The following is a 25,695-nucleotide window of genomic DNA, read 5'->3' as shown; positions in this document are numbered from 1 at the left end:
AATAGGTGTAGGATGATGTTGCAGCACCATCCTACTGATTGTTATAAAGGTCTCCATGCTCCTACCCACTTGATTGCATCAGCAAATTCTGATCGTTTAATATCACGGTAACCAGGAGCATGGAACGCTCTTCTCATTTGACTATAAATAGCTGAATATAGCTGTGGTTTTGTTTCAAATGTTCCGGTAATTCCATCATTCCAAAGCGTTTCAATCCGCTTCTTTACCTCATGATTTAGTGACACTGCTTGTCCGTGTCGTAAGGTTAATTCATTATCTATCTTTTCAGACAAGTGTGTTACCTGCCCCTGAATCTCATTAATTCGTTTATCAGATTCAATTGCTAACTTCATAGAAGCAACCAATTGTTCACGTTCGGATAATACTTTTGGTTTCTTTAATTTTTCTTCCATATCATTAAATGCCTTGATGTACATTTCTTTGTACTCAGCTGACTTTTTTCCTGTATAACCGAAAATCAAAAATGATAGGCCATCTCGTCTAATCAAGAATTTTCTGTAAGTTCTATTCTTTTGATCAAGGTAATCAATCTCCACAAAATTGTGGAGATGAAAATCATCAGTACAATCAAGCTTTCTTATGTCTCTCAAAACAGCATCATGTCTTTTATCAAATACACGTGCTACAATCAAACTGTCTGTTAATACTTCATCACCTTTAAGAAAGACAAGCTCATTCATTCTATTCACCTCTATTTTTTTGATATTTAGAAACTTTAAGCGATAATGTGAACATTTCCCGTTTCAATTAATTCTTTTAATTCTAGTGTTAGGTGATCCTTAATGTAATCCATTGCTTCCAGTTGCCATGCACCACCATCCGCTTCAAACAATGCACACTCTCCACCGTCGCGCATACGAAATACAAATTTAGATTCTGGTTGTTCAACTTCGGTAAATGTACGGTATGGAGCTATTAAAACTGGGTTAGGTACCTTAACATCAGCCACGGTTGCCACACCAACTTTAGCAGACACAGATTGACTAATACCGTCATCCCCAATGGTTCGAACATTTTCCTCTCTGATATTGCCCACGACTTTTAATACAAGATCACGATCGTCATTTTTCAAAAATATCGATTGTAATTTAATATTGAATTTTTCAGCTTCATAATAATTGTCAAAGCGGAATGTTGGGACAAATGCTTTTGCAAGAATCCATTCTTGACGTTTCATGTTATTATTTGGGTAAGACACAACACTTACTGTTTCAGGATCAACCACATGGATTAACACTTCGCCCACCGAATCAAAGTTTGATTTTAAGTAATCAATTAAACCTGACAAACTTTGTACGCGAAGCGGTTCAGCAATGGGTTGTCTAATTAACTGCATATCACCCGTTGCAAATTCTTGACCATCAACATTTACTACCTTTTTATTTCCGAGTTCCACTAAGTACTTAAATGCTTCTTTTATCATTATTTAGTTCCTCCTTGTTTTTGCAGGTCCACAACGTTCTGACCCCGATCATCTTTTACTTCCCCTGTCTCATAATCCGCGTAAGTTTGACCCTTTATCCCACTTTTAAGTTCTGCTGCTGTTGTTTTTCCTTTTTCATCTTTATCTAAAATAAGTGATGATGATACCGCATTTCTTGGCGCTACAGCTGATTTAACTTCCACGACTACATCAGTAAGTTGTAATCTCTCATCAGACTGTAAAGTAAGATTAATAGATATCTTTCTCTTCTTAGTTGGATCAGTATTCGGATCGGATATGTTCTCCAAGACCTTTTGCAATTCGTGATTAAATTGTTCGGCTAAAGCCCCGTCAGCAAAATCATTCAAATCGACAATGTTAGACATTTTCATGTTTCCCCTTTCATGTTATAATCGATTTACATTCTTTCTTTAAGTGAATCGTCTAGTTAACGGTTCGCTTTTTATTATTTAAAAGAGTTAAAGCACAAGACAACGTACAATATAAATCAGGTCCATGATTATATACTTTATCGCCTTTGTAGATTAGCTTGTTGCAATTTTCATTTGCACAGGTATCAACAACTTCTTTCACAAACAACACCCCTTATTTTAGCGTTCAAGGTGATCCCTTCTGATTAATACATCAGATACTCCTCTATCACGCTTAATTTTCTTCTCGCGTAAAGCTTTTACTACCTCAACTTTATGGATTATTTCATAAGCTGCCAATTCTGCTTCTTTCATATCTTCATGGCGACCTGATAACAATTTATCTATTGTCATCAATGAAAGAGCATGCATAGCATTAATTGATCGACTTAACATCTCTAAATCCTCACTAAGGTAATTCTCATAAATTTCATTAGAAGCCATCGATTAATCTCCTTTCTCTTCTGCTATTTCTTTAGCCTTATATCCAAGCCACATTGTTACGACAATATTAAAACCAGATATCCCAATCAAAATAAGTAACCCAAAACTTAGTAGTTCCATTAATTCCTCCTAGTGTGAAGCGGTGCGCTCATCGCTAACTCCAATGGCCAACCTCTTCGTAACCTTGCATTGAACGTATTTCCTTCAATTCCATTCCTTTTGGCTATTTCTAATGCTTCATTAAAAGATTCTAAATTCCCACCTTTCACCTCTATATCATGTATTTTCTTATCAATGTTGATTATATTTAATCCTGCTTGTAAAACATCAGGGTCGCCCGTTAGAAATCCTCTCAAATTCAATTGTGATAATTGTCGTCGACTAACTAAAACAAGATTATCAATAGCCATGTTTAACTTATTTCCATCTGCAAAGATAACTGTATGTCCATTAGGGATTGACTTTCCATGGGCCTTTTCCCAAACAACTCTATGCTTCAATTTCCAGCGATCTTGATTACGACCTTTATCACAAATCTTAATTAAAACGTAGCCATCTTTAACATCGATTCTTTCGCTTCCTACAGGTTTATAATTGGCTGGTACTTGTCCCTTTTTAAATTGCGTTTCAATACCTCCAAAATTAACGCCCTTCATTCCTTTATTCCAAGGTTCATTGTTTTTCTTAAATCTGCAATCTAAACCATTTGTTAAATGATTTCTCTTTGCAAAACCCCTTATCTGGTTAAGACTTAAATTTAAATCAAAGTGTTTATTGATTAGATTTTGAATATCACTGTAGGTCTTGCTTTTAATATTTTTCTTAAAATACTCAATCTGTTCATTGGTCCAAATATGAGGTTTCCTACTCACGGTTATCCCTCCAACATTTTGGGAACATCTTTGTCAATATCCAATCTGTTATCAACAAACTTACGAGCATCAAGCACAAGTTGACCATTATCAATTATTTTTGCTGCGACTTCTGAAACAGATTTTGCTCTTGCTATTTCTTCTTTTAGTACTTCGCCTTTTAAATCTTCATCTCCAAGTCTTTCTAATTGAGCAAACAAATGATTATTTAAATCACCCAATGTATTTTTCACTATTTCCACCTCGCATTTTTGACTTTGGTATATAGCCTATAAACCTTGGGAAAGCTTGTCCTAAATGCTCCAATTTTTAATTGCCCTGTTTGCGGTATATCATATACAGCTTCCATATCATTTTGAAGCCCTTCCAAACGCATTTTTCGCAAATATTCATCTTGACAATCCATAATTTCTAAGTATCTAGCTACGTGTGTTTGTAGGTTTTCTTTTAAATTTTCCATTGTTTGACCCACCTTTCAATAATTCACTGATAAACTCCACAACTTCAGCCCCAAGTCAAATCATTAAAGTATTTAAACATTTCTCCATTCACAAAATAAACTTGGATGCAGCGTTCTTCCGGATCCACTTTTAATTGTGTGATTTTATCCCTCGAATACTCTTTACGCATTTCTTGCCCCATTGCATTTAAGTGTCTACCATGTACCTTGTTAAATAATTGCTGTAGTGGTTTTGATAATTTGTTATATCCTCTCAACTTTTCACCCCCTATAGCCATTTGTCAATCTCATCCAAATCAAAGATAAGTATTTGGCTTGATATTCTCTTATGTGGTATATCTTTTGTTCTTATTAATCTTTGTATTGTCGATCGGCTGAGAGGGCAGTTGTTGCTGTCTAAATACTCTATTAGTTTGCCAATCGACCTTATTTTTCTCATAATGTATCCTCAATCCTTTCTTTGGTATAATGTACCTATCATATTTGATAGGGGGTGAAAAAAATGGTTAAAGGTTTTTCTTCTGAAGAGTTAAAAAATACAGTTATTGAAACTATTAGTGATTCCGGAGATAGCAACTACCAAAGATCTTTTGATGTCATATGGCCGAGAGTAGAAATACTGCTTTCTGATGATTACAGCAATGATGAAAAGAAAGTAGCTCTAAACGTTATTCTTCAGCTTTATGCTCAAATGATCTCGATGGAAACTGTAAATATAACTCTTAACACTTTAATAAAAACCGGTACACTTGTACCAGACGAAGATTTCAAAATTTAGAAACCCATATTTTTTTAGGTAACATAAGAATTAATTTAGTATCTATTTTTATTCTTTTATTGACTTCCTTTGTTGTTCCAGCAACTTGGGAAGTTTCTTTTTTATCACTCACTTAACTCACCTCTCTTCCTATCACTCACACCCTCAATCAATATTCAAACGTCATGGCGCTGGCTGTTGCTGTCGCTCCCCATCTCTTCGGTTTAAATATTCATTGTGGGTGTGAGATACCTTATGTTGGTTGTTTTTCTACCTCTCTAATAATCAAATATGACTCACAGCCCATAAACTTTTTTGGTATCATATACCTAGAAGGGAGGTGTTAACATGAATTCAATTCAAGAATTACAAGCATTTGATTTTCTGTTAAAAAAAATTACACAAAATAAATCATTTGCTATTAGTTCCAAGAATTTAAAAGTAGTACTTAGTATCAATGGAACGCTATGGACAGGTGATTTAGTTCAATTTAATGGCCGTTATCTAGTTCAAAGTCACATTGATAGCGACGGAGACATAGATCGACATTCTTACAACAGTACTGCGATTAAATTTATTAAAGAAGTTATGGATAAATTTAATCAAGAAACTCAGCCCGATCATTTCTTTATCAATCCTTTTAAATCTCTTACAGAACTACCACTTTTATTTGAAGCAATTTATGAAATTATTAAACTATCAGAAATAGATCAGTCTGGTACAAATCCATTAAGAAAAATGTTATACAACGCAAGCTGTCTAAATAACAATGTAGAAATTCCGTTTTATGACTTAACAAATGAAGCTGTAAAACTTATTTCGATCATAGAAGTTGATTCCTGAATGTTCTGATTAACCTTGAGACTTCTTGTTCTTTATTAACTTCAGATTCATCTTTTTGTATTACTTGAGAGATCCGCTTTTTAAAATGGGTTAGTGGATCTCTCTGAATTTCTCTTAACGGTAATTCTACTTCCGCTTGCTCAATCCAGCCTTCAAATTCTAAAAGTGACATTGATTCCAATTCTTCGACAGTTGGTAAAAAAGGTTCGTTTATATTGGTTTTCATGTTACTCGCCTCTCTCTTATGTTGGTTGTTTTTCTATTTTATTTTTAGGGAATACGAACTAATCTATTAAAATTTGATATAATTCACCTATCAAGGAGGTGATAACTATGGTTAGACCCAAATCGGCGGTAGTTTTAAATTTCAGTATCTAACGCTCTTTCCTTTACACTTTCAATCGCAGATTCGATTATTGTAATAGACACTGTATCGGAAAATTTCCATCGAAACTCACTTAGTTTTTTTATTGCTTCTCCGTAAGTCGAACTATCTTCTATTGCAGTACTAGCCAGTTTATTAATCTGCTTATTTGTCTTTCTTCTTACCTCATGCATGTTTGATTCAAGTTCTGTCATACTCACCTATCTCACCTTCTTTCTTATGTTGGTTGTTTCTCTCGGTTGAACTCTATAATACGAGTTAATTCGTATTTATTACCTAAAAAAATATAGTCTTTAGGTACTTGATAATAGTTGCAAAGAATGTTCAACAAACTAATAGGAATATCAGTGCTATCTTTTTCGTATTTCAATAAAGTTTGTTGGTGTATACCTATTTCTTTAGCAACTTTTTTAGCTGAAAAACCTAAATTTTCTCTTGCTGCTGAAAGACTTATTTTTAACATCTTATCGCCTCCTTGTTTGATTTAACTCTATATTATACGATTTAATTCGTACTGTCAAGATTTAAATTCGAATTATTTCGTATTTATTATTTATTTCTATTGTAAAATACGATTTAATTCGATATAATAAAACCACAAAAGGAAAGAAGGAGTGAAGAAAATGGCTAGAGGAGAATTGACTCCAATTGAAGAATTTTCAAAAAAATTTTTTTCTAATAGATTAAACCAACTACTTATAAAACAAAACAAAAAACAAGTTGATCTTCATAAAGCTACTCAGATACCTAGAAGTACACTTACTGGATATGTAAAGGGTGAAACACTGCCTAAACCCGGAAATGTTCAAAAAATTGCTGATTTCTTTAATGTAGCTAAATCAGATATTGATCCAAGGTTTTCAGAGTCTTATCCTGATAATTTATCAGATTTATATTATGTCTACAATCAACTCGAACATTCAAGGCAACAGAAAGTGTATCGATACGCCAAAAATCAACTTGATGAACAGAATAATATAGTAGAATTTACTACAAGAGAAAAACAACAATCCTATACTGTTGACTGTTATGGTGCTGTATCTGCGGGTACGGGCGAATGGCTCGGTCGAGAGCAGATAGTGGAAGTTGACTATTATGGTGAAGTACCCGAACATGACTTTGCTGTAACCGTAAATGGAGATAGTATGTTACCTATGTTCGAAGATGGCCAACTAATTTTCGTCAACAGAACACATGAAGCAAGAAGTGGACAAGTTATTATCGCACAACTAAACGGAGAATCTTATGTTAAAAAGCTTGTCATTAATTCTGATGGCTATCGTTTAGTGTCGCTTAACAAAGATTATGATGACATTGTTCTGAAGGAAACAGATAATTTTAATATATTTGGAGTGGTAGTGCTCTGAAAGGAGGGATATAAAATGAAAATAGGTTATAGAAAACCAAGTCCTAAAAAATCATTTAAAGCCAGAACAACTGGACGAGCTAAAAGAGCAGTCAAAAAGTCGGTTGTCCCTGGTTACGGTAAAAAAGGCATGGGCTGGGTTAAAGACCCTAAAAAAGCTGCTTATAACAAAGTTTATAACAAAACAACTAGATCAGTCCATAACAACAATAGTGGTTGTGGTTGCTTGTTATTTTTAATCACAGCAATTACAATGTCTCTTATTTTCTTAGTAGTGCTATAATTTTTTTAATCAATAATAGAACATATATTCTTAACGAGGGGACTAGTTATCCCCTCAATCAATTAAAAGAGGTGATAGAAATGGCTAGTTACGAAGAATTAGCTCCATTAAAAGATGGGACACCACGAATAAAAATAACTGTAGAACAAGGTTATAGTGAAATAACTGGAAAACGAAAACGACACACTAAAACGGTACGCATGAAGTCGATGAGCGACAGGGCAGTAAAAAAAGCTATGACTGATTTTGAAATTGAAGTGGCTAAAAAAGAAGATGAATCAAACATTGAAAACATAACTTTCAGGAAGTTTGTTGAACGTTGGATGAACATTTATATAAAGATTGATTTGTCTGTAAACTCAAGAGATGCTTATGCAGTGGCTTTAAAAGGTGGCATATTAGATAAGTTTGAAAATATGCAAATAAAGAAAATAAAAACATTTCATATTGCGGAGTTTTTTGCTGAGCAGAAAAAAGACAATAAAAAGAATTTACCGAACAAATATATAACATTAAGAAGCATATTTAATAAGGCTGTTCAGTGGGATGTTATTAAAGATAATCCAATGCTAGCAGTAGAGAAACCACTAAAAAACAAAAGGGAGTATGATAGGGACTTTTATGATGAAGCACAATTAAAAGAACTTTTTAAAGTATTAAATAATGTTTATCCGAAATACAAAATACAAATAAAACTCGCTGCAATGACTGGCTTACGCTTAGCTGAAATTTGTGGAATCAGAAAAGAGAACATAAACTATAATAACAATACCATTTTAGTTGATAAACAATTAAAGTATGATTCAGAGTCCAAAAAACTCTTTTTAGATGACACCAAAACAAAAAAAGAACGGACAGTAAATGTACCGTCCGAACTAATGAAAGAACTAAAGACTTATGACACTAACCACAGCAAATTTAAAATGAGCCGAATTGAATGGAATCCATTGTTAGACGAAGAAGGAAAAGAAATTAATCTTTTATTTACTAACGATGATGGATACCCCACTTTTCCAAGCAGTACAAGCAGAGCGTTTAAAGAAATCATTAACAAGCATAATTTACCTACAATGCCCTTCCACGGACTCAGACACACTTGCGCATCATACATGGTTAGTAAGGGGATTAATTTTAAAATTATCCAAGAACAGTTAGGGCATAGCGATATTAAAATGACACTAGATAGATATAGTCACTTGACAAAAAAAGACAAAAGAGAAGCTATTAATGTGTTTAATGCAATATTGTAATTGGTCACTTTTTGGTCACTTATTTTTATTAACTTCCCTAAAACCCACTATCTACAATGACAAAGTCATTGACCTCTCACATTCAAACAATGTGAAAAACGGCTCTTTTTTTATACGTACATATTAATTCGACCACCAATTCCTGTTAGGTCTGCATAAACATCCTTGACTGGCTCTGGGATGGCCATTCGATATCGATTGTATGCGTCATTCTGGTTTATATAGCCATCGTCATCTTGTGCTAATAATCTCTCCTGATTTGTTGGAACATGATAACTGGATGCAATTCTTTTAGGGTAAAGTCGATCAATCGGGATTGGATCACGCTCCGGCTGAGTCACACGTTCATGGTAATATTGTGATTGATAGTTTTGGATTGGTAGAATATAGCCCATGGCCATCCCTCCTTACTTCACTATACCCGTATTTAACTAATTATATGTCATTTGATTTTTATTCATTTGGATTTTTTTATGTCAAATGCTTAAATCCATGAAAATGGTGGACGTCGTTCAGGTTGTTCCTGAACTTGATCCTCTGTAGCTGTTTCTTCATTGGTATCTTTTTCTACTTCTGGTTCTTGTTTTTGCTCTTGCTGATCTGCCTGTACCTGCTGAGTGGTCTGTGCTTGCTCAACCCTTGGGGGGCGACGTCCAAATAAAGGATGTACAGGTCGACCTTCATATACAGGACGGCCTTCACGTACAATCGGTTCAAAGTGAACGTTCTCTGCCTGAATCGTTAGCTCGTTTACTTTAATTATTTTCTTTTGGTCAGCCATTTATTTAACACTCCTTTTTTTACAAGAATAAAGTCGCTATTAGTCTATGATCAGTCACCCAAAACGTGCTTTTATTATTGTCTTCCTTTCCCTGCCCACACCAACAAGTTGAATTAACATATGGTATAAGTGAGATTGAATAAGTTTAAATTATTTGAAAGGGGAATATGCTTATGTCTTGTGGAAGTAAATATAAGTCAGGGAATTGCGTGGCTGATGTATTACGAGAAATAGCTGATGCACAAAACAATATAGCTAATGATTGTTGTGATTCTAGCTGTGAACAATCGATTGCTAACTTGTTAGGTGAAACACCTAGCCCAAGTAATCTTGATACTGTTCCAGTACTTTTATACTGTAAAGATTGTTCACCATTTATAGGCTTTGGCGCTCCAGTAGATGACATCGGAAATGTATTTGGCAGCTTCTATTTCCGAGTAAAGAATATTAACGACAACAATTGTGCTGTTCTTGAATTACTAAGAGATGAAGCAGATACTGACCTTTGCCCAGGATGCCCAGCTGACCAAGCCACAGCTAACTTAACAGCAACTGGAGTTTGTATTACAGTCAATGTCGAATGTTTCTGTCATATCACTTGTTTACCTGCAATCAGTGCACTATAAAATGAGGGTGAGGTTCCAAAAAGGGAACCTCTTTTTTTTGAAGAAATTTAATTAAATTTAGGCTCATTTTCCTAATCCCTTTATTTAAGGATAGCTAAATGACGTTTGATTTATAAATAAATTTGGATTATTAGCAACCTTTTAATTTTCCATGTGAACACATGATGTTTATTTGTGACTTTTACAAGCTGCATCTGTATACATATAAATCTACTGCCCAAGGAAACATTGGTCAAAAGTGGAATGAATAAAGCTCATAGAAATTTCTATCATCATTTTTTAAAAGCCAATTAGCTTAATTTCATCAATATCTGCTAAATCAAATAAGTGCCTTTTTGCTAAGCGCTTTTCTTCGAAGACAATCTGATTACCTTCTCTTGCTAAAACCTTCCCTCGATAATTTATATTTTTTATTGAAATCTTGCAATTCATTTTTGGCAAAAAATTAGATGGGGTGATTAAATAATCAATTTTCTCTTCCATTGTCATTTGATCAAATACTTGTGATGACGTTTGGATTGAATGTTCATCTGAAGTTTCATTTGACACTGTTTCTTCAGTCATACTATTTTCTCTTGGTTCTTGATAAATGACATTTCCCTTTTCCTTAAGCCTTTGCTCTTTAGGTATAGATACTAACTGATTTGCTGAATGATACTCCTGTTGCATCGGTGCAATAGGATCTGGTAACTCTGGTTGTTCAATATACATCATAGGCCGTTGAGTCACTGAACTCCCTCCTCTCACCACTTACTATATGAATGAAGGATAAAAAGCGTGACAATCACCTATATCAAATAAAATAAACAAAGATACGAGTTAAGCAACAGATCAATCTTTTTGATAGGATGAGTAACCATAATAAGCAAGGTGACAAAGCATTTGCTAAACAAAAAAAACGAGCAAGAATGCTCGTTTTATGATAAACCTAGTATATTATAGCCTGAATCAACATGAATAATTTCTCCGGTTACACCTTGTGATAACTCACTTAATAAATAATAAGCGGTTGAACCGACTTCTTCTTGTGTAACAGTTCGACGCAGGGGTGCTTTTGCTTCAATTTCCTTTAAGATCGTGTTGAAATCGCCGACACCTTTGGCTGATAATGTACGAATCGGACCAGCTGAGATCGCATTGACACGAATATTCTTCTTCCCTAAATCATTTGCAAGATACCTCATGCTAGCATCAAGGCTCGCTTTTGCCACACCCATAATATTATAGTTTTGTACAACACGTTCACCACCTAAGTAAGTCAGAGTAACAAGACTTCCTCCCTCGCTCATTAACGGTTCCGCTTCACGTGCTACTGCCACCAATGAATAAGCACTGATATCATGGGCAACTGAAAAGCCCTCGCGTGAGGTATTCATAAATTCACCTTTTAAATCCTCTCTTTGGGCAAAGGCGATACAATGTGCTATACCATGAATCGTATTCACGTCCGTCTTAATCTGGGCAAAAGCTTCAGCAAGCGATCGATCATTTGATACATCACACTCATAAAAGAGCGAATCTTGCCTTTTGAGTGTTTCAGCCAATTGCTTAACCGACTTTTCAAATCTTTCACTTGCATAAGTAAAGATTAGACGAGCACCTGCTTCATCTAATGCTTTAGCAATTCCCCATGCTAAGCTTCTTTTATTTGCAACTCCCATAATCACATATGTTTTATCTTCTAAAGAAAAATTCATTTAATTAACCTCCCGGCATTTTATATCTTGTTATTAGTACCTGATACTATATTACCGAAACTTAACTAAAAATACAACATATTTCTGATCGACAGATTGAAGCCTAGCAACCCTCTTCCACTTTCCTCATTCATTCCTTTTACAAAAGAGATTAAAAAGACCTCTTATCTTTTGGATCAAGAATTCAGTTGGATTTTTAAAGCTATTTTTCTAAATGACGCCTTGCAGCATAATATTATGGTTTTATGGACAAATCATTTTACCAACCTTGGTGAAATTCTATCTCAAAAAACTTGTCCACTTGTATAAATTAAATTAAAAATTGCATAAACATCGTTGCCATTCCAAAATAAATGGTGATTGAGATAATATCATTGATTGTTGTAATAAACGGTCCAGAAGCTACAGCTGGATCAATGTTGAAATGGTGCATCAAAAGGGGCACAAGTGCACCTGATATCGTTGCGACTAATAATGTTGCAGCAATAGACAAACCAACCAAAAAGCCTAAGAACAACGTTCCTTGCCAAACAAAAATAATAAGCCAAATCGCTAATCCACATGTTACACCAGTAATTAATCCTGTAATAGATTCACGGATAATCGTTTTTAACAAACCTTGCTTTTGGAATTCACCTGTTGCGATCCCTCGAACAGCAACAGCTAATGATTGTGTTCCTGTGTTACCAGCCATCCCTGCGATTAGTGGGATAAATATAGCTAGTAAGGCGACTTGTTCTAATGTGGCTTCAAAACGTGCAATAATGCTTGCTGTGAATAACCCTAAAAACAACAAAATAATTAACCAAGGCAAGCGTTTCTTAGCGGCTATAAATGGATTCTGATCTGCAGAATCAGCAACATCAACCCCAGCAAGTTTGGAGTAATCATCACTGGCTTCTTCTTCCATAACATCCATGATATCATCGACAGTAATAATCCCTAACAAATGATTTTGAAAATCAATAACAGGTAAAGCTAGAAAGTCATAATCACGCATCATTTGAGCGATATCTTCCTGATCATCACCAACAGCAACGGAAACCACATGTTCATTAACAATCTCGTTTATCGTATGAGATCCTTCAGCAATAATTAGTTCACGTAATGAAATAACACCAACTAAATGTTGGTCATGATCGATCACATAAATATAGTAAATCGTTTCAGCTTCTGAAGCTTCTTTTCGTAAGTGACGCATCGCTTCTTTTACCGTCATGTCTGTTGTTACAACAACAAATTCTGTTGTCATAATACTACCGGCAGTTTTTTCTTCATAATGCAACAAGGCTTTAATTTCAGCAGCTGCATCCTTTGGCATAATCGTTAAATAACTAGCCACTTTGTTCTTATCTAAATCATTTAAGATATCAACGGCATCGTCAGTCGCTAATTCGGCTAAAATTTGAGCAGCATAAGTAGGGTTCATTTCTACAATAAAATCACTAGACTTTTCCCCTTCAACATGCTCAATGACATTGGCCATTTCAGCCGGGGATAAGTATGAATAGATCAAGTGCCTAATTTCTTCATTTTGTGCTTCAAAAAACTCTGATTGATCATAAGGATGAATCTTTAAAAACTCCACCCTAAAACGACTTATTTCTTCATTTAATAAAGCTTCCTCTATGGCATCATTAATTAATTTTTTGGCATGTATTTCTAAGTCCTTCATCATAAATCCCTCCAAAACGTCTAAAGTACATCCATTTTAAATACACCACTTCACCCTATTCAAAATTTCCCATGGTATTATTGCTATACCCTGCTCTATTTATTATACACATCTTAATGCATCGAACCAGTAACGCATGGTAAAATAACTATAACACGATTCTAGGAGGATTTTAAAATGAAAGTAGATATTATTGGTGATGTTCACGGATGCTTAAATGAGTGTACATCTTTAATGAATAAGCTTGGTTATCAACATAATGGCAACAACTATTTTCACCCAGAAAAACGCCAACTTATTTTTTTAGGTGATATAACGGATCGTGGTCCTGATTCTTTAAATACAATCAATCTCATTTATCAATTGGTTCATGAAGATAAAATAGCACGTTATATTCCAGGTAATCATTGTAATAAATTATATCGTTATTTCCTAGGAAATAACGTTCAAATTCAACATGGACTCGAGACAACTGTAGCCGAACTTAATCGTTTAGAAAAAGATAAACAGCAGCTGATTCGAAAAAAGTTCATTACCCTCTATGAGCAAGCAGAACTTTACTTGCAATTACCTGAAATAAATGCCGTTATAGCTCATGCTGGCATTAGAGCCGAATACATCGGACGTTATGATAAAAAAGTGCGCTCATTTGTATTATATGGTGATGTATCGGGTGAGAAACATCCAGATGGACGTCCGATTCGACGGGATTGGGCTAAACACTATTCAGGTTCTAACTGGATCATTTATGGGCATACTCCTGTTTTAGAACCTCGTATTTTAAACAAAACGATCAATATCGACCTTGGCTGTGCTTTTGGAAATAAATTAGCTGCTTTTCAATTACCTGAGGAAACGATCGTCACCGTTGATTCACAACATCCCCTTCAACTAGAAAAATTTCATCAATATAATTAAAATGAAAGCAAACCGTTATCCAATCTAATGATGTTCGATCGGATAACGGTATTTTGGATTAATCAAACTTAAGCATCATCACCCACATACTCTCCCCACGCTAAAACCCCAGCAAAATCTTTTTGATGAGATAAGTAACCGCAAGTGTCTTCGATGGAGCGAGCAACCACACTAAGGAAAACTATGGAGCATTTACATCGCAAGAATAAGTGTCTTTTTTATTCTGAACCCCATCCCCCAAATCCTTTTGATAAGGTGAGTAACCGCACTAAGGAAAACTACAGAGCCATTTACATCGCAAGAATAAGTGATTTTCTTATTCTGAGCCCTAATTCTATTCGGTAGCGCGAGTAAACCACAACAAGGGAAACTCCGAATGATTCAAAATGTTAGGCAGTTAATAACTATAAATTAAATTCATATTAGTGCAATTTTCCTTATTCGTATACTTTCCTGCTCAATTCAAGATCAAACCCGCATGATTCGCTCTTATTTATGGCACTGTCTCCTCACCGACGAGGTTTGCTGAACAGGTTAGACAAGCACTGCTATATCCTCTGGCCATTCTGAATGAAAACACAGTTTTTCTTTAGTGATTGGATGAGTGAACGCTAATGAGACACAGTGCAGGGCTTGCCGATCTATCCGTTGAATCGGACCACCATATAAATCATCCCCCCATAAGGGGTGCCCTAAATGAGCAAAATGGACACGAATTTGATGTGTTCTTCCCGTTTCCAATTGAATATCAACAATAGTACCTTCTTTAATATGTCGAACAACTTGGTAATGAGTGATAGCTTGCTTGCCATCCTCTCTAACAGCTCTAGCAATAATTGAACCTGGTTTTCTGCCGATCGGAGCATCAATAATCCCACTTTTTTCGAGAAGTTTACCATGAACCAAAGCTTGATAATGACGATCAAGCTCAATATTATGAAGCAAACTATGACTAAATTGTTGTTTAGCAATCAACATTAAACCTGAAGTGTCACGATCTAACCTCGTTACAATATGAACGGTATAATCGAGTCCAAACTGATCATAGTAAGCAATTAAACCATTGGCAATGGTTCCTTTTGGATAAGTCATAGATGGCATGACTGCCTTCTTCGCAGGTTTATTTATAACTAACAAAAAATCATCTTCATAGACGATATCCAATTTAATCTTCTCTGAATTCAAACTTGGAGCCCGTTTCTCCGCAGGAAAAATAACCTTTACTTGATCACCTGCTACTAGCCGGGTGCGAACATTGACTAATTCATTATTAACTAAAATTTGTCCGCCATCAAACTTTAATATCTTAATCATATTTCGAGACAAGCCCACAATATTTCGTAAAAAATCACGGAGTATCATATGATCCTCCGCTTCGGAAACAAGCCATTTCAAATCTTATTCGACACCTTTCTATATCATATTACCGTTCATCTGAAATAAATGAATCATGAACTCTTTTCCAAAAAGGGAAAGGCTGAAATCTTGCAAAACGAATCTTTTGCTTGGCAACTGCGTACTCAAGTGCAACCACATTTTCCACACTCTTTGTAACATGATCAATTGTGATTAAAAAACTTTGATCAGGATTCACAGGCACAAATTGACAAACATGATGACTTGGCAAAATAAGTGGTGAACCAATCGTTCGGAACACGCGATTATTGATTGAAGACATTTCGGTAATTTGCATTGTTGATAATGAAGGATGAACAATCGCCCCACCCAACGCTTTATTATAGGCTGTACTTCCAGAAGGTGTTGATACACATAGACCATCACCACGAAAGCGTTCGAACGGCTGCCCATTTATTTTCACGTCAAGAACAACGGATCCTTCTATCCTTTTTATCGTCGCTTCATTTAAAGCCAAATACTCAACAGGTTCTTGTTGATTTTGATAAAAAATACTCATCGACAATAAAGGGTATTCTTTAATTTCAAATTTTTTCTTAGAAATTTCAATGACAAGCTTTTCAACCTCTTCTGGCAACCAATCTGCATAGAAACCTAAATGCCCTGTATGTAAACCAATAAATGCTGTTTCCTGCAAACGATGGAAGTAATCATGTACAGTATGGAGAAACGTTCCATCTCCCCCTACTGAGATCACTAAGTCAGGCTCTTCTTTACTCAGAACCAAATCAAAATCCAATAAATACTGTTCAATAATTGATTTAATCATATTTGATTTATGATCACCTTTTGACGCAACATAGAATTTCATGCCCTATCGGCCACCTTTTTTATGAGTATTGCTTTTATGTTGATGAAAAATCCATTGTGCTTCTTGAACTTCATCTTTAATTTTAGCCATTTCTTCATCTAATTGAAATGCAGCTTCTGCTGCTCGCTGTAATCTTTTTTGAATGTCTACTGGGATTTCCCCACTGTATTTATAATTTAATGAGTGTTCATTTATCGCCCAGAAATTCATTGCCAATGTACGAATTTGAATTTCTATTAAGACAAACTTTTCCCCTTTAATGGTTGCAACCGGGTAGCGAACAACAACATGGTAAGAACGATAACCACTTGATTTCTTATGTTTTAAGTAATCCTTTTCCTCTATAATTTCAAAATCATGCCTTGCACGTAATAACTCAACAATGGTATAAATATCATCGACAAATTGACAGACTATTCGGACCCCACCTATATCTTGTATCATATTTTCAATTTCACTAATTGGAATACCCTTTCGATTAGCTTTATCTAAAATACTTGAGATCGGTTTAACACGCCCAGTCACAAGTTCAATCGGGGAATGCTTCACTTCTATCTCATACTGTTTCCGCATTCCTCGTAGTTTCACTTTAAGTTCATCAACAGCCTGTTGATAAGGCGCTAAGAATGTTGACCAATTGATATTTTTCCCCATTATTGCACCACCTTTATTTTATTGTATCATAGGAACTCATTTTTTCGATGGAGATTTCTCGACTTTTGCTCATAAAATGAATTATACTATTCAATATCAATCGCTCCTTAATTACTCCTTGACGTACAAGAGCGATGATCACTCTTCTTCTCAGTAAAAAAAGGAGCTGTTAAATGATGAGTCAAGAAATGGAGTATGAATCGAAAAACCTTTTAACAAAAAAAGAATATGATATACTCTGTGAACATCTAAATCATACCAAGATTAAACCAAAAAACCAAATCAATTACTATTTCGAAACAGAAAATTTTGCTTTAAAGGATAAAGGAGCTGCTTTAAGGATTCGCGAGAAAAATGGTCATCATGTCTTGACACTTAAACAACCTCATCAAGAGGGGCTTCTAGAAACGCATGAAATGATTTCAAGTGAAACCTTACGATTATGGCTCAATAATCAAACAACACCAGTCCCTAAAGTTGAACGACAATTAAATGAATTAAATGTTAAGCGTGAAGAACTTAAATATGGTGGAAAGCTTAAAACTAAACGCATTGAAGTCAATTACCTCAATACCGTTATTGTTCTAGATAAAAGCAATTATAATAATAGGATTGATTATGAACTTGAAGTAGAAGCGAATAGTAAGGAACAAGCTAATCAAGTGCTCGCCGAGCTATTGAAAACATATCATATTTCAAAGAAGAATACGCCAAATAAAATAGCCCGTTTTTATCAATCTCTTGAATCATAAGCTGGTATTTCTAACCGTTAAAGCGTATCAGTTGCCCTATCATAGCAGTCCTTGATACAATGTTTGTATAAATAAGAATTATAATTTTAAGTTGATATCAAAGAGAGAAGAAAGGAGAATCGATTTGAGCTTTAAACAAACTGAACCTTATTTTGATCTAAACAGCCGTACTAAAAGGGTCCAGTGTAGCTACTTTGATCTTCTAAAAAAACCTATTGAAATATATTTATTCATTGATCCAATTTGCTCCAAGTCTTGGGCGCTTAATCCTTATATTAAAAAATTACAACTTGAATACGGTCGTTTTTTTACCATTCGTCCGATATTATATAGCAAATTATTGAAAATAAACCAGCAAATGATCGACAACCCTGACAAGCTTCAACAGCTAGCAAATAAAGTTAATCGACAAAAAGGGAGGTGCACTGAGCGCCAACCTTTAATCGAAAACTCAATAAAATACCCAGCGGATATCTTATTTGCGATTAAGGCGGCTGAGCTTCAAGGGACAAAAGCTGGTAGACGCTACCTTCATAAAGTTCAAGAAAGGTTATTTTTAAGTCATGCAGATATTTCAATTGACGAGGGATTAATCCAAATTGCTTCAGAAGCAAACCTCGATGTTGAGGAATTTAAAAGGGACCTACATTCAAATAGTGCTAGAAAAGCTCTACAATGTGACTTAAAGGTTTCAAAGGAGATGGAAATTGATCAAACACCATCAATAGTCTTTTTTAGTGAATCAGAAGAGGATGAGGGTTTAAAAATATCTGGTTCTTACGGTTATGATATTTATGTTAAAGTCTTAACAACGCTTTTACAAAAAGATATTAAACCATTCAACAAACCGGATATAGAAGATTTTATTTCATATTATCGTTTTATAAGTTCAAATGAAATTGCAATTATATATGATTGGTCACTAAAAAAAGCAGACAGAGAAATGAAGAAGTTACAATTAAAACAAATTGTCAGCCAAGTTCAGATTGATAAAGATTTTTATTGGCACTATAACAAATAATTGAAGGGAGCTATTTGACAAGCTCCTTTTTTTATAGCATAGGGATTGTGGCTAACTATGTGCGGAAGTATAGCCACGTCCAGCTCCGAGTGCTCAGCAACTAGCTCAGGCTTCCCTCTGCTCACGACTCGATAAAGAAGACTTGTTGACTGACAAGCCGAAGGCGTAGTCAGAACCATAGTCGCACTTATGCCTGTGGCGAAAGTTAACATCGGCTGGTAATCAACTAAAATCAGACTTGCCATCTAACGTCGACAGACTCCTGATACATGATGAGGATATTTTCCTTCATCCCCTATGCTAGAAATGATCGATTAAAACCGCCACTTTGCGTGGCAACATCGATTCACCCATGATACATGGGCGCAGATCGTATGTTGCTGAACGGGCGCTCTGCGCTTTTGTTCTTTATCTCTGAATACTTGTGTAATTTATAGTCAACCTCAGTGATTTCTGTCTAACTTCGACTGTATTCGAATGGGTAAACCTCAGCTATACTCAGAAACAGCTCGTTGAAAATGAATACGATCAACTCAAATTTCATATTATATTTCATTATTCAAAACCATATAAATGAAATAAGCAAGGATTTAATTGACCTAGAGTATACGATCAATTAAAGGGCAAACTTAAAGGAAAGTGGGTGTGATTATGAATAAAGCGGTTCGCTTACTTCTATTGTTAATTCTATTTGTAACTGCGATCGTCCTCAACTTGTTTGGATTAATGAGAATTGCTCCACTCTTCATAACATTACCACTTCTGTTTACCACCATTTATTATGCGTTGAACTCTTTATTTCATCGCCATACTTTTAAGGGATTCAAATAATCGACTATTATATTCGATAATGGTCGATTAACTTTCATATTACATAGGGGACAAAAAAAGCGTGAAATGCTAAAATCATCTAATGGTTTTAACATCACGCTTTTTTCTCTTCTTACAAATCGGCTGATTATAAGATTTTTTTCTACTCTAAAAATAAAGTCAAATTTGTTTATTTTAAATAGCAGGTTTTAAACCCCTTTATTTACTCTTGGTTCATGTCTTCAAAGAGAGCTTCCATCTCATTAAGCTTTTCTTCAAAAATATCCAATGCTTGTAAAATCGGTGCCTTTTCGGTCATATCTACACCAGCTTGTTTCAACACTTCGATTGGATAATCACTGCTTCCTGCTTTTAAGAAGCCAAAGTAACGATCAATCGCTGGTTTCCCTTCCGATAATATCTGTACAGCAAGTGCCTGAGCAGCCGAGTTACCTGTTGCATATTGGTAAACATAATAATTGAGATAAAAATGTGGGATTCGTGCCCATTCAAATCCGATTTCTTCGTCCTGAATAACATCATTACCATAATACTTTTTATTTAATTCATAATAGTGAGTTGTTAACGTATCAGGTGTTAAGGCCTCACCATCTTGATCTAATTGATGGATCAAATGTTCAAACTCAGCAAACATCGTTTGGCGAAAAACTGTCCCGCGGAAACCATCTAAGAAATGATTTAATAAGTAGAGTTTCTCTTTTGGATCTTCCGTTTTATTAATTAAGTATTCATTTAACAAAGCTTCATTACACGTCGAAGCTACTTCAGCCACAAAAATAGAATAGTCACCATAGCGATAAGGTTGATTTTCACGTGTATAGTAGCTATGTAAGGAATGCCCGAATTCATGAGCCAGTGTAAAGACATTATTTAAATTATCCTGCCAATTCATCAAAATATATGGATTGGTTCCATAAGCACCTGAAGAATACGCACCACTCCGTTTTCCTTTATTTTCTTCCACATCGACCCAACGATTAGTAAAGCCTTCTTTCAGACGCTCAATATACTCTTCACCTAGTGGAGCAAGTCCAGCAATTAAAACTTCCTGTGCTTCTTCATAAGTATATTTGAAGTTTACATCTTTAATGAGCGGTGTATACATATCATACATATGCATTTCATCTAAACCTAACAATTTTTTCCGTAGTTTAACATAACGATGCAAAAGATCTAAACGATCATTTACTGCTTCAACTAAATTATCATAAACAGTCTCAGGAATATTATTTCGATCTAATGCTGACGCACGAGCCGATTGATAATTGCGAATTTTTGCAATAGCATTATCCTTTTTTACTTGGCCAGATAAAGTCGACGCAAAAGTATTAATAAATGTCTGATAGGTTTGGTGCATCGCTGTAAACGCATCACGGCGTACTGATTGTTTGGCTGCTCTTAAGAAGTTAATGTAACGCCCGTGAGTCAACTCAGTTTCTTTTCCTTCTTCATCTTTAACCATTGGAAAAGTTAGATCAGCATTATTAAGTAAACTAAAGGTTTGTGATGAGCTATTGATGACTTCACTCATTTGTGCAACTAATGCCTCTTCTTTTTCTGATAAAATGTGATCGGCTTGACGAGTAATCTCATTTAATGCTTTATCATATAGCTCTAGTTCCGGTTTCTCTTCGACAAATTTTTGTAATTTATCAGCATCAATGCTCAAAATTTCTGGAACAATAAAACTCATTGCGCTCGCTGCTTGTGCATACAGCGACTGTGCTTTAGCATTTAATCCTTGATAAAAATTATTCGTTGTATCTTGGTCATAACGCATATGTGCATACGTATAAAGTTTACCTATTCGCTCTGAAATCTGATCCTCTAATTGTAACAATTGATATAACTGATCGGCAGAATTAGCTAAGGTTCCATTAAAATCAACAAATTTCTCAAGCGATTCAGCAATTTGCTTTCTCTCTTCTTCCCAGGCTTCATCTGTCGCAAAAATATCTTCTAATCGCCATGTTTTTTCTTCAACTATTTGATCTCTCGTTTTTAATTTACTAGCTTCCGTTGACAATATTAGTGCCTCCTCTTATCATTTATAAAATTTCCTCTGTATCTTTTCTACGTAATCAAACCAAATTCCTGTTTAATTGTGTGAAAATTCTTTATCTATTATACCTCATTTTCATCTTTTTAAAGATGTTGATACAGTCGTTTTTTTAAATTGACTTGGATAAATTGATCATTTCTTATCGCTTGTTCTACCGATTGATATTGTCCAATCTTCCCTTTTACTGAGTAGACTTCATGCTCCCTAATAATTTTCCCACCGAGAATAAAATAATTTAAATAATTCAAAACAGGATCCTTATCCTCCCCTTTCTGTATCAATGGAAATTGGGAGTTGATATTTTTTCGATAGGGTTGCATAAATTTCTGCAATTGTTCAAGCGTAAAATAAGATTGTTTATTAAAAAAATCATAACATAATCGAGCCTGCCATGTCCAAATCGGAACTTTCATCATCCATTGACCAGGTACAGGTAAGCCAACCCAACTTGATAGTAATGATGGAATTAATTGATTTAAGTAAAGCCATTCCCTAAATTGGCGTTCGTGACTGTATGTTCTTTTCGGTAAATAGAGTCTAAAACGCCTTTTCTCTGACAGCCACTGTTCGGTAAAAATAAATAGCTTATGAGGTTGTAATAATTGTACTAAAGTTATTTTTTTGCTTTGAACAAACTGAAGTTGTCCGATTGATCGCCTTTGCCCTGATAAACAAATTAAATCATAACGGGCAATTTGTTTTGTATCTGGACAATAAAATAGTAGTTTAGGAAATTGATCATTAGAGGTCTGGTGTAGGAAATTTTGTTCAATCGGAGTGAGATACAAACCTTGTTTTCCTAAGCGATTCATTCGTTGACCACCTAGGAACCAAAGGGGGATGATACCAATGGATTGATAGCCCTTTGTTCGATTCAAAATCTCTTTCAATGGAATCGTTGCACATTGATACTCAATGGCAATTCTTTTATTGGGTAAGCTGATGAATAAGTCTGCTCTTTGTTTGATCTTTGGCAAATAATATTCCAGTTTCACATGATAGCCTTGTCTTTTTAGCCAAGAAAATAAATCTAACTTACCACGTTCATGATAGATACCCTCACCGCCTGCTCGATTTGGGCACTCATGAAAATACTGATGGGCAAAGTGAGCTATCACTTTGCTACCGGCTTTGATGATGAGCTTATTTTTACATACGGGGCAATAAAACAGCATTTTACTTTTCCTAAGTTGGTTGATTTGATCATGGGGTAATAATGCGGGGATGACGTAGTCACCATTCCTTGTAACGGCTTGAAGCATAATTCACCATCCTATTCTTTGATAATACACTATTCGTGATTTCTTGGTGAATAACCTGCTAAATTTAGCTTATATTGACTCATTAAAAAAAGAAAGAAGATCACATTTTGAATTCTTCTTCCCTAATCTCTAACCAACACTATTTTAGCCAAAACAAAAAACATACTTGACAGAGCCTAATCCTAGCTATTTGCCAAGTATGTTTAGCTTATTCAAAATAATGCTTAATCTGTCCTAAGGCATTTTCCGAGAAAATGACTTTTCCATATTCTAAAATGATTGGAATGGCGATTTTTTTGTTAATTCCGAACTCATAAATAATGCTGAGTAAGTTGTCTTGAACGTAGTCATCCAGAGTACTATCATCAAATTTTAGAATCAAGATATATTGATTCTTATAATAGTATAATTCATTTTCAATCCCCTTGTCTGACCCTATTCGATGGCTTAATTGAATAACATCTTCAAAGTCATCAAAGACAAATGTATAATGAATTAAGCGGGCGAAATCCTCATCTTCTGTTTGTTGATCTTCTTTATCAGAGTCTTTATTCATTTGAATATCTAATAAATCCTCCAGCTTATCATTTAATTGCTCATCGAGATTGGAAGAATCAATAGGTAATTCTAAATTTTGACCATCTTTGGAAAGCTGTGCTTTAGTGACTGTAATTTCTAAGCCCTTTTCCATCGCTTGAACTTGAATCCACAGTGGCCCTTCCATATCAAAGGTTTCTTCATCGCCAGCTTCATCCATGACTTGCCAGAAAAGCTGCTCACTACGCTCGCGATTATACCAAATTTCTTCACGATTAAATCCACGATCTTCAATGTCCATATAAGAAATATAAAATTTAACTGTATTTTCATTGATTCTTTCTATTTCCATTCAGCTTCTCCCCCCTTCGAAAAGGTCCACCACCATTCAATTTATCTATATGATACTTTACCCTAATTAAGCATGGACTAAGCATAAAATATTAAATTATATATATCAATATCAAATATCTATTTTAACTTATTTTATCCACATTGTCACCTGTTTTAACTAAGTTTAACCACGAAAAAACACAACCTAGCTTAAAAAGGTTGCGTTTTACGATTTAATTGTGAGAATTAGTTCACCATTTTTTGTGCCTCAAGTAATTGCAGATTTCTCACTTTACGTGGTAAGAATCTTCTGATTTCATCTTCATTATATCCTACTTGTAATCTTTTCTCATCAAGAATAATCGGCCGGCGTAAGATACCAGGATTCTCTTGGATTGTTTCAATTAAATTCTTCAACGACATCTGATCAATGTCGACCTCTAATTTTTGAAAAGCTTTAGATCGTGTTGATATGATCTCGTCTGTCCCATCCTCTGTCATCCGTAGAATTTCCTTAATCTCATCAATAGACAACGTATCGGAGAAAATATTTCTTTCGTGATAAGGAATTTCATGTTCTTCTAACCATGCTTTTGCTTTCCGACAAGATGTACAGCTTGGTGAGGTATAAAGTGTAACCATTTGACTTCACTCCTCATAAATATATAAATTTAAATTTTTAACAATTTTTTAGTTTTATCAAATTACAATAACTATAATTTAATAACTAATTACCAGTATACTATATATTGTACCTTTTCGATAGACCCTTATACATATTTACAAACAATTTACACATTTACTACTCACAAATGTGTTTCTTTACATGTTATTCCCTTATACAATTATTTTCAAACTTTATTTTTGTTAAAAATTAAAAAGATTTTCTCAATTAGTAAGGACTGGTTGATGATCAATTGAAAAAAGTGACACTCACTTCCTCATATCACCAAGTCTATTTTACCCATTATTGCTTTTCTTTTAAGCCTTCAAATATATCTTCTACATCTCTGCTTTGATCAAATGATAAAACCTCTTCTGCTTCTTGATAAGACTGACCATACAATTGTTCATCTTTATAAGTGTGAATGTCCTCATACATCCGATGCATCTGAGCATAGATTTTTTCTTCATCTGCATTTGTTGGAGACCAAAATAAAATTTCTAAAGGACTATCTTGATCTGTTGCTAATGAACGGCGGTTGTAGCCAATTGATTTAGCATGCTTAAATCCTTCTCTTTGATAAAAGTTAAGCCTTTTTGATGTATCACTATCCTGATAATCAACTTGCTCAACTTCTAGAATAATTGATTTTTCTTTTCCTTTTAGTTTTTCAATTAACTGATGTCCTAGACCTTTTCCTCTTGCACTCGGTGCCACATACAAATAATCAATAAAAATGAATTCTTTAAATTCAGCATACATTAAGACATGTTCTGATCCTTCATCTTTATAATAAACATCACTTTTTTCTTCTAGTAATAATTCCATATGTTCCTTCGATTTCATTTCTTCTACTGGAAAATATTCATTTAATTTTTCAAACCAATTCAAGGTTTCCACCCTTTCTCGTTTTATCACAGATAACCGTCCGTCAACCTCACAGCAAACACCCCGTTGGTCACACAAATCAGTACCTACGATGGGACGTATAACCGCACTAAGGTAAACTACGGAGCATTTACAAGGTTAGAAAAACTTGGCTTACCGCCAAGTCTTTATGGCGAATGCCATCCTTTTACTTATACTATCATCAATAAAATTTTTTATTTTTTTTGATCGT

Annotated in this window: 34 protein-coding genes; 9 read left to right on the top strand and 25 right to left on the bottom strand. The window is 34.7% G+C overall.

Features of this window, described 5'->3' with window-relative positions; all coding sequences use genetic code 11:
- Positions 1–41: 41 nt before the first annotated feature.
- The 8 genes from ACS127_RS10240 to ACS127_RS10205 form a co-directional block, all read right to left on the bottom strand.
- Complete coding sequence (locus ACS127_RS10240; protein ID WP_440894946.1) at positions 42–701, bottom strand: Rha family transcriptional regulator; 660 nt, start codon at positions 699–701, stop codon at positions 42–44.
- Between the two features lie 35 nt (positions 702–736).
- On the bottom strand, positions 737–1,444 hold the full coding sequence (locus ACS127_RS10235; RefSeq protein WP_440894945.1) for a hypothetical protein: 708 nt from the start codon (positions 1,442–1,444) through the stop codon (positions 737–739).
- Positions 1,444–1,830 (bottom strand): replication terminator protein, encoded by a 387-nt coding sequence (locus ACS127_RS10230; protein WP_440894944.1) that lies wholly within the window; start codon positions 1,828–1,830, stop codon positions 1,444–1,446. Before ACS127_RS10230 ends, ACS127_RS10235 begins: the two co-directional genes overlap by 1 nt.
- Before the next feature lie 225 nt (positions 1,831–2,055).
- A complete protein-coding gene (locus ACS127_RS10225) occupies positions 2,056–2,319 on the bottom strand; it encodes a hypothetical protein (protein ID WP_440894943.1) in 264 nt (87 codons plus the stop codon).
- Positions 2,320–2,438: 119 nt separating this feature from the next.
- Positions 2,439–3,191: an HNH endonuclease signature motif containing protein gene (locus ACS127_RS10220; protein WP_440894942.1), complete on the bottom strand. Its 753-nt coding sequence runs from the start codon at positions 3,189–3,191 to the stop codon at positions 2,439–2,441.
- Between the two features lie 2 nt (positions 3,192–3,193).
- Positions 3,194–3,424, bottom strand: coding sequence for a hypothetical protein (locus ACS127_RS10215; protein WP_440894941.1), 231 nt, complete (start codon positions 3,422–3,424; stop codon positions 3,194–3,196).
- Entirely contained in the window at positions 3,424–3,651 is a 228-nt protein-coding gene (locus ACS127_RS10210; protein ID WP_440894940.1) for a hypothetical protein, read from the bottom strand. Before ACS127_RS10210 ends, ACS127_RS10215 begins: the two co-directional genes overlap by 1 nt.
- A 44-nt stretch (positions 3,652–3,695) precedes the next feature.
- Positions 3,696–3,908 carry a hypothetical protein gene (locus tag ACS127_RS10205; RefSeq protein WP_440894939.1) on the bottom strand — a complete coding sequence of 71 codons (213 nt, stop codon included), beginning with the start codon at positions 3,906–3,908 and terminating at the stop codon, positions 3,696–3,698.
- Between the two features lie 245 nt (positions 3,909–4,153).
- Between ACS127_RS10205 and ACS127_RS10200 the strand changes: the two genes are divergently transcribed.
- Entirely contained in the window at positions 4,154–4,429 is a 276-nt protein-coding gene (locus ACS127_RS10200; protein ID WP_440894938.1) for a hypothetical protein, read from the top strand.
- Here ACS127_RS10200 and ACS127_RS10195 read toward each other — a convergent pair.
- Positions 4,419–4,541 (bottom strand): hypothetical protein, encoded by a 123-nt coding sequence (locus tag ACS127_RS10195; RefSeq protein ID WP_440894937.1) that lies wholly within the window; start codon positions 4,539–4,541, stop codon positions 4,419–4,421. The two genes, ACS127_RS10200 and ACS127_RS10195, sit on opposite strands and share 11 nt — an antisense overlap.
- Positions 4,542–4,756: 215 nt before the next feature.
- Between ACS127_RS10195 and ACS127_RS10190 the strand changes: the two genes are divergently transcribed.
- On the top strand, positions 4,757–5,251 hold the full coding sequence (locus tag ACS127_RS10190) for a hypothetical protein (RefSeq protein WP_440894936.1): 495 nt from the start codon (positions 4,757–4,759) through the stop codon (positions 5,249–5,251).
- Here ACS127_RS10190 and ACS127_RS10185 read toward each other — a convergent pair.
- From ACS127_RS10185 to ACS127_RS10175, 3 genes are all read right to left on the bottom strand, one after another.
- Positions 5,232–5,477: a hypothetical protein gene (locus ACS127_RS10185; protein ID WP_440894935.1), complete on the bottom strand. Its 246-nt coding sequence runs from the start codon at positions 5,475–5,477 to the stop codon at positions 5,232–5,234. The two genes, ACS127_RS10190 and ACS127_RS10185, sit on opposite strands and share 20 nt — an antisense overlap.
- Before the next feature lie 134 nt (positions 5,478–5,611).
- On the bottom strand, positions 5,612–5,836 hold the full coding sequence (locus ACS127_RS10180) for a hypothetical protein (RefSeq protein ID WP_440894934.1): 225 nt from the start codon (positions 5,834–5,836) through the stop codon (positions 5,612–5,614).
- Positions 5,837–5,853: 17 nt separating this feature from the next.
- Positions 5,854–6,099, bottom strand: coding sequence for a helix-turn-helix domain-containing protein (locus ACS127_RS10175; protein WP_440894933.1), 246 nt, complete (start codon positions 6,097–6,099; stop codon positions 5,854–5,856).
- Positions 6,100–6,259: 160 nt separating this feature from the next.
- Here ACS127_RS10175 and ACS127_RS10170 point away from each other — a divergent pair, with 160 nt between their 5' ends.
- The 3 genes from ACS127_RS10170 to ACS127_RS10160 all read left to right on the top strand — a co-directional run bounded on the left by ACS127_RS10170 (position 6,260) and on the right by ACS127_RS10160 (position 8,535).
- Entirely contained in the window at positions 6,260–7,003 is a 744-nt protein-coding gene (locus tag ACS127_RS10170; RefSeq protein ID WP_440894932.1) for an XRE family transcriptional regulator, read from the top strand.
- Between the two features lie 15 nt (positions 7,004–7,018).
- A complete protein-coding gene (locus ACS127_RS10165; protein ID WP_440894931.1) occupies positions 7,019–7,285 on the top strand; it encodes a hypothetical protein in 267 nt (88 codons plus the stop codon).
- A gap of 80 nt (positions 7,286–7,365) precedes the next feature.
- A complete protein-coding gene (locus ACS127_RS10160; protein WP_440894930.1) occupies positions 7,366–8,535 on the top strand; it encodes a tyrosine-type recombinase/integrase in 1,170 nt (389 codons plus the stop codon).
- 110 nt (positions 8,536–8,645) lie between these two features.
- Here ACS127_RS10160 and ACS127_RS10155 read toward each other — a convergent pair whose 3' ends face one another.
- Together ACS127_RS10155 and ACS127_RS10150 are read right to left on the bottom strand one after the other, a co-directional pair.
- On the bottom strand, positions 8,646–8,930 hold the full coding sequence (locus ACS127_RS10155; protein ID WP_440894929.1) for a hypothetical protein: 285 nt from the start codon (positions 8,928–8,930) through the stop codon (positions 8,646–8,648).
- An 89-nt stretch (positions 8,931–9,019) separates the two neighbouring features.
- Complete coding sequence (locus tag ACS127_RS10150; protein ID WP_440894928.1) at positions 9,020–9,316, bottom strand: hypothetical protein; 297 nt, start codon at positions 9,314–9,316, stop codon at positions 9,020–9,022.
- Positions 9,317–9,489: 173 nt separating this feature from the next.
- Between ACS127_RS10150 and ACS127_RS10145 the strand changes: the two genes are divergently transcribed.
- Positions 9,490–9,942: a CotY/CotZ family spore coat protein gene (locus ACS127_RS10145; protein WP_440894927.1), complete on the top strand. Its 453-nt coding sequence runs from the start codon at positions 9,490–9,492 to the stop codon at positions 9,940–9,942.
- 279 nt (positions 9,943–10,221) lie between these two features.
- On the opposite strand, the gene ACS127_RS10140 is transcribed toward ACS127_RS10145, so the two are convergent.
- From ACS127_RS10140 to mgtE, 3 genes are all read right to left on the bottom strand, one after another.
- Positions 10,222–10,671, bottom strand: a complete 450-nt coding sequence (locus tag ACS127_RS10140; protein ID WP_440894926.1) for a CotO family spore coat protein — start codon at positions 10,669–10,671, stop codon at positions 10,222–10,224.
- A gap of 188 nt (positions 10,672–10,859) precedes the next feature.
- On the bottom strand, positions 10,860–11,639 hold the full coding sequence (fabI, locus tag ACS127_RS10135) for an enoyl-ACP reductase FabI (protein ID WP_440894925.1): 780 nt from the start codon (positions 11,637–11,639) through the stop codon (positions 10,860–10,862).
- A gap of 310 nt (positions 11,640–11,949) precedes the next feature.
- Complete coding sequence (mgtE, locus tag ACS127_RS10130) at positions 11,950–13,314, bottom strand: magnesium transporter (protein WP_440894924.1); 1,365 nt, start codon at positions 13,312–13,314, stop codon at positions 11,950–11,952.
- 177 nt (positions 13,315–13,491) lie between these two features.
- Between mgtE and prpE the strand changes: the two genes are divergently transcribed.
- A complete protein-coding gene (gene prpE, locus ACS127_RS10125; protein WP_440894923.1) occupies positions 13,492–14,232 on the top strand; it encodes a bis(5'-nucleosyl)-tetraphosphatase PrpE in 741 nt (246 codons plus the stop codon).
- Positions 14,233–14,766: 534 nt separating this feature from the next.
- Here prpE and ACS127_RS10120 read toward each other — a convergent pair.
- The 3 genes from ACS127_RS10120 to ACS127_RS10110 are packed head-to-tail and all read right to left on the bottom strand — an operon-like array spanning position 14,767 to position 17,113.
- Entirely contained in the window at positions 14,767–15,627 is an 861-nt protein-coding gene (locus ACS127_RS10120; RefSeq protein WP_440894922.1) for an RluA family pseudouridine synthase, read from the bottom strand.
- A 28-nt stretch (positions 15,628–15,655) separates the two neighbouring features.
- Positions 15,656–16,459, bottom strand: coding sequence for an NAD kinase (locus ACS127_RS10115; RefSeq protein WP_440894921.1), 804 nt, complete (start codon positions 16,457–16,459; stop codon positions 15,656–15,658).
- 3 nt (positions 16,460–16,462) lie between these two features.
- Entirely contained in the window at positions 16,463–17,113 is a 651-nt protein-coding gene (locus ACS127_RS10110; RefSeq protein WP_440894920.1) for a GTP pyrophosphokinase, read from the bottom strand.
- 176 nt (positions 17,114–17,289) lie between these two features.
- Here ACS127_RS10110 and ACS127_RS10105 point away from each other — a divergent pair, with 176 nt between their 5' ends.
- Positions 17,290–17,865, top strand: a complete 576-nt coding sequence (locus tag ACS127_RS10105; RefSeq protein ID WP_440894919.1) for a CYTH domain-containing protein — start codon at positions 17,290–17,292, stop codon at positions 17,863–17,865.
- A gap of 124 nt (positions 17,866–17,989) precedes the next feature.
- Positions 17,990–18,886: a DsbA family protein gene (locus ACS127_RS10100; protein ID WP_440894918.1), complete on the top strand. Its 897-nt coding sequence runs from the start codon at positions 17,990–17,992 to the stop codon at positions 18,884–18,886.
- 1,033 nt (positions 18,887–19,919) lie between these two features.
- Here the strand turns inward: ACS127_RS10100 and pepF are convergent.
- The 5 genes from pepF to ACS127_RS10075 all read right to left on the bottom strand — a co-directional run bounded on the left by pepF (position 19,920) and on the right by ACS127_RS10075 (position 25,466).
- Positions 19,920–21,743 carry an oligoendopeptidase F gene (gene pepF / locus ACS127_RS10095; RefSeq protein ID WP_440894917.1) on the bottom strand — a complete coding sequence of 608 codons (1,824 nt, stop codon included), beginning with the start codon at positions 21,741–21,743 and terminating at the stop codon, positions 19,920–19,922.
- Between the two features lie 119 nt (positions 21,744–21,862).
- Entirely contained in the window at positions 21,863–23,041 is a 1,179-nt protein-coding gene (locus ACS127_RS10090; RefSeq protein WP_440894916.1) for a competence protein CoiA, read from the bottom strand.
- Positions 23,042–23,249: 208 nt separating this feature from the next.
- Positions 23,250–23,930: an adaptor protein MecA gene (gene mecA, locus ACS127_RS10085; protein WP_440894915.1), complete on the bottom strand. Its 681-nt coding sequence runs from the start codon at positions 23,928–23,930 to the stop codon at positions 23,250–23,252.
- A gap of 227 nt (positions 23,931–24,157) precedes the next feature.
- Positions 24,158–24,553: a transcriptional regulator SpxA gene (spxA, locus tag ACS127_RS10080; RefSeq protein ID WP_440894914.1), complete on the bottom strand. Its 396-nt coding sequence runs from the start codon at positions 24,551–24,553 to the stop codon at positions 24,158–24,160.
- A 325-nt stretch (positions 24,554–24,878) separates the two neighbouring features.
- Entirely contained in the window at positions 24,879–25,466 is a 588-nt protein-coding gene (locus tag ACS127_RS10075; protein ID WP_440894913.1) for a GNAT family N-acetyltransferase, read from the bottom strand.
- Positions 25,467–25,695: the final 229 nt, after the last annotated feature.

This window comes from Amphibacillus sp. Q70 (assembly GCF_052055485.1).
In the GTDB taxonomy this organism is placed as follows: domain Bacteria; phylum Bacillota; class Bacilli; order Bacillales; family Amphibacillaceae; genus Amphibacillus.
The sequence above is the reverse complement of the archived record's forward strand: the minus strand, read 5'-3'. Positions and strand labels throughout refer to the sequence as shown.

Excerpts from the sequence above, each read along its gene's own strand:
- ACS127_RS10240 (WP_440894946.1), bottom strand. The coding sequence starts at position 701 with ATGAATGAGCTTGTCTTTCTTAAAGGTGATGAAGTATTAACAGACAGT.
- ACS127_RS10235 (WP_440894945.1), bottom strand. The coding sequence starts at position 1,444 with ATGATAAAAGAAGCATTTAAGTACTTAGTGGAACTCGGAAATAAAAAG.
- ACS127_RS10230 (WP_440894944.1), bottom strand. The coding sequence starts at position 1,830 with ATGTCTAACATTGTCGATTTGAATGATTTTGCTGACGGGGCTTTAGCC.
- ACS127_RS10225 (WP_440894943.1), bottom strand. The coding sequence starts at position 2,319 with ATGGCTTCTAATGAAATTTATGAGAATTACCTTAGTGAGGATTTAGAG.
- ACS127_RS10210 (WP_440894940.1), bottom strand. The coding sequence starts at position 3,651 with ATGGAAAATTTAAAAGAAAACCTACAAACACACGTAGCTAGATACTTA.
- ACS127_RS10200 (WP_440894938.1), top strand. The coding sequence starts at position 4,154 with ATGGTTAAAGGTTTTTCTTCTGAAGAGTTAAAAAATACAGTTATTGAA.
- ACS127_RS10190 (WP_440894936.1), top strand. The coding sequence starts at position 4,757 with ATGAATTCAATTCAAGAATTACAAGCATTTGATTTTCTGTTAAAAAAA.
- ACS127_RS10185 (WP_440894935.1), bottom strand. The coding sequence starts at position 5,477 with ATGAAAACCAATATAAACGAACCTTTTTTACCAACTGTCGAAGAATTG.
- ACS127_RS10175 (WP_440894933.1), bottom strand. The coding sequence starts at position 6,099 with ATGTTAAAAATAAGTCTTTCAGCAGCAAGAGAAAATTTAGGTTTTTCA.
- ACS127_RS10170 (WP_440894932.1), top strand. The coding sequence starts at position 6,260 with ATGGCTAGAGGAGAATTGACTCCAATTGAAGAATTTTCAAAAAAATTT.
- ACS127_RS10165 (WP_440894931.1), top strand. The coding sequence starts at position 7,019 with ATGAAAATAGGTTATAGAAAACCAAGTCCTAAAAAATCATTTAAAGCC.
- ACS127_RS10160 (WP_440894930.1), top strand. The coding sequence starts at position 7,366 with ATGGCTAGTTACGAAGAATTAGCTCCATTAAAAGATGGGACACCACGA.
- ACS127_RS10155 (WP_440894929.1), bottom strand. The coding sequence starts at position 8,930 with ATGGGCTATATTCTACCAATCCAAAACTATCAATCACAATATTACCAT.
- ACS127_RS10150 (WP_440894928.1), bottom strand. The coding sequence starts at position 9,316 with ATGGCTGACCAAAAGAAAATAATTAAAGTAAACGAGCTAACGATTCAG.
- ACS127_RS10145 (WP_440894927.1), top strand. The coding sequence starts at position 9,490 with ATGTCTTGTGGAAGTAAATATAAGTCAGGGAATTGCGTGGCTGATGTA.
- fabI (WP_440894925.1), bottom strand. The coding sequence starts at position 11,639 with ATGAATTTTTCTTTAGAAGATAAAACATATGTGATTATGGGAGTTGCA.
- mgtE (WP_440894924.1), bottom strand. The coding sequence starts at position 13,314 with ATGAAGGACTTAGAAATACATGCCAAAAAATTAATTAATGATGCCATA.
- prpE (WP_440894923.1), top strand. The coding sequence starts at position 13,492 with ATGAAAGTAGATATTATTGGTGATGTTCACGGATGCTTAAATGAGTGT.
- ACS127_RS10115 (WP_440894921.1), bottom strand. The coding sequence starts at position 16,459 with ATGAAATTCTATGTTGCGTCAAAAGGTGATCATAAATCAAATATGATT.
- ACS127_RS10110 (WP_440894920.1), bottom strand. The coding sequence starts at position 17,113 with ATGGGGAAAAATATCAATTGGTCAACATTCTTAGCGCCTTATCAACAG.
- ACS127_RS10105 (WP_440894919.1), top strand. The coding sequence starts at position 17,290 with ATGAGTCAAGAAATGGAGTATGAATCGAAAAACCTTTTAACAAAAAAA.
- ACS127_RS10090 (WP_440894916.1), bottom strand. The coding sequence starts at position 23,041 with ATGCTTCAAGCCGTTACAAGGAATGGTGACTACGTCATCCCCGCATTA.
- mecA (WP_440894915.1), bottom strand. The coding sequence starts at position 23,930 with ATGGAAATAGAAAGAATCAATGAAAATACAGTTAAATTTTATATTTCT.
- spxA (WP_440894914.1), bottom strand. The coding sequence starts at position 24,553 with ATGGTTACACTTTATACCTCACCAAGCTGTACATCTTGTCGGAAAGCA.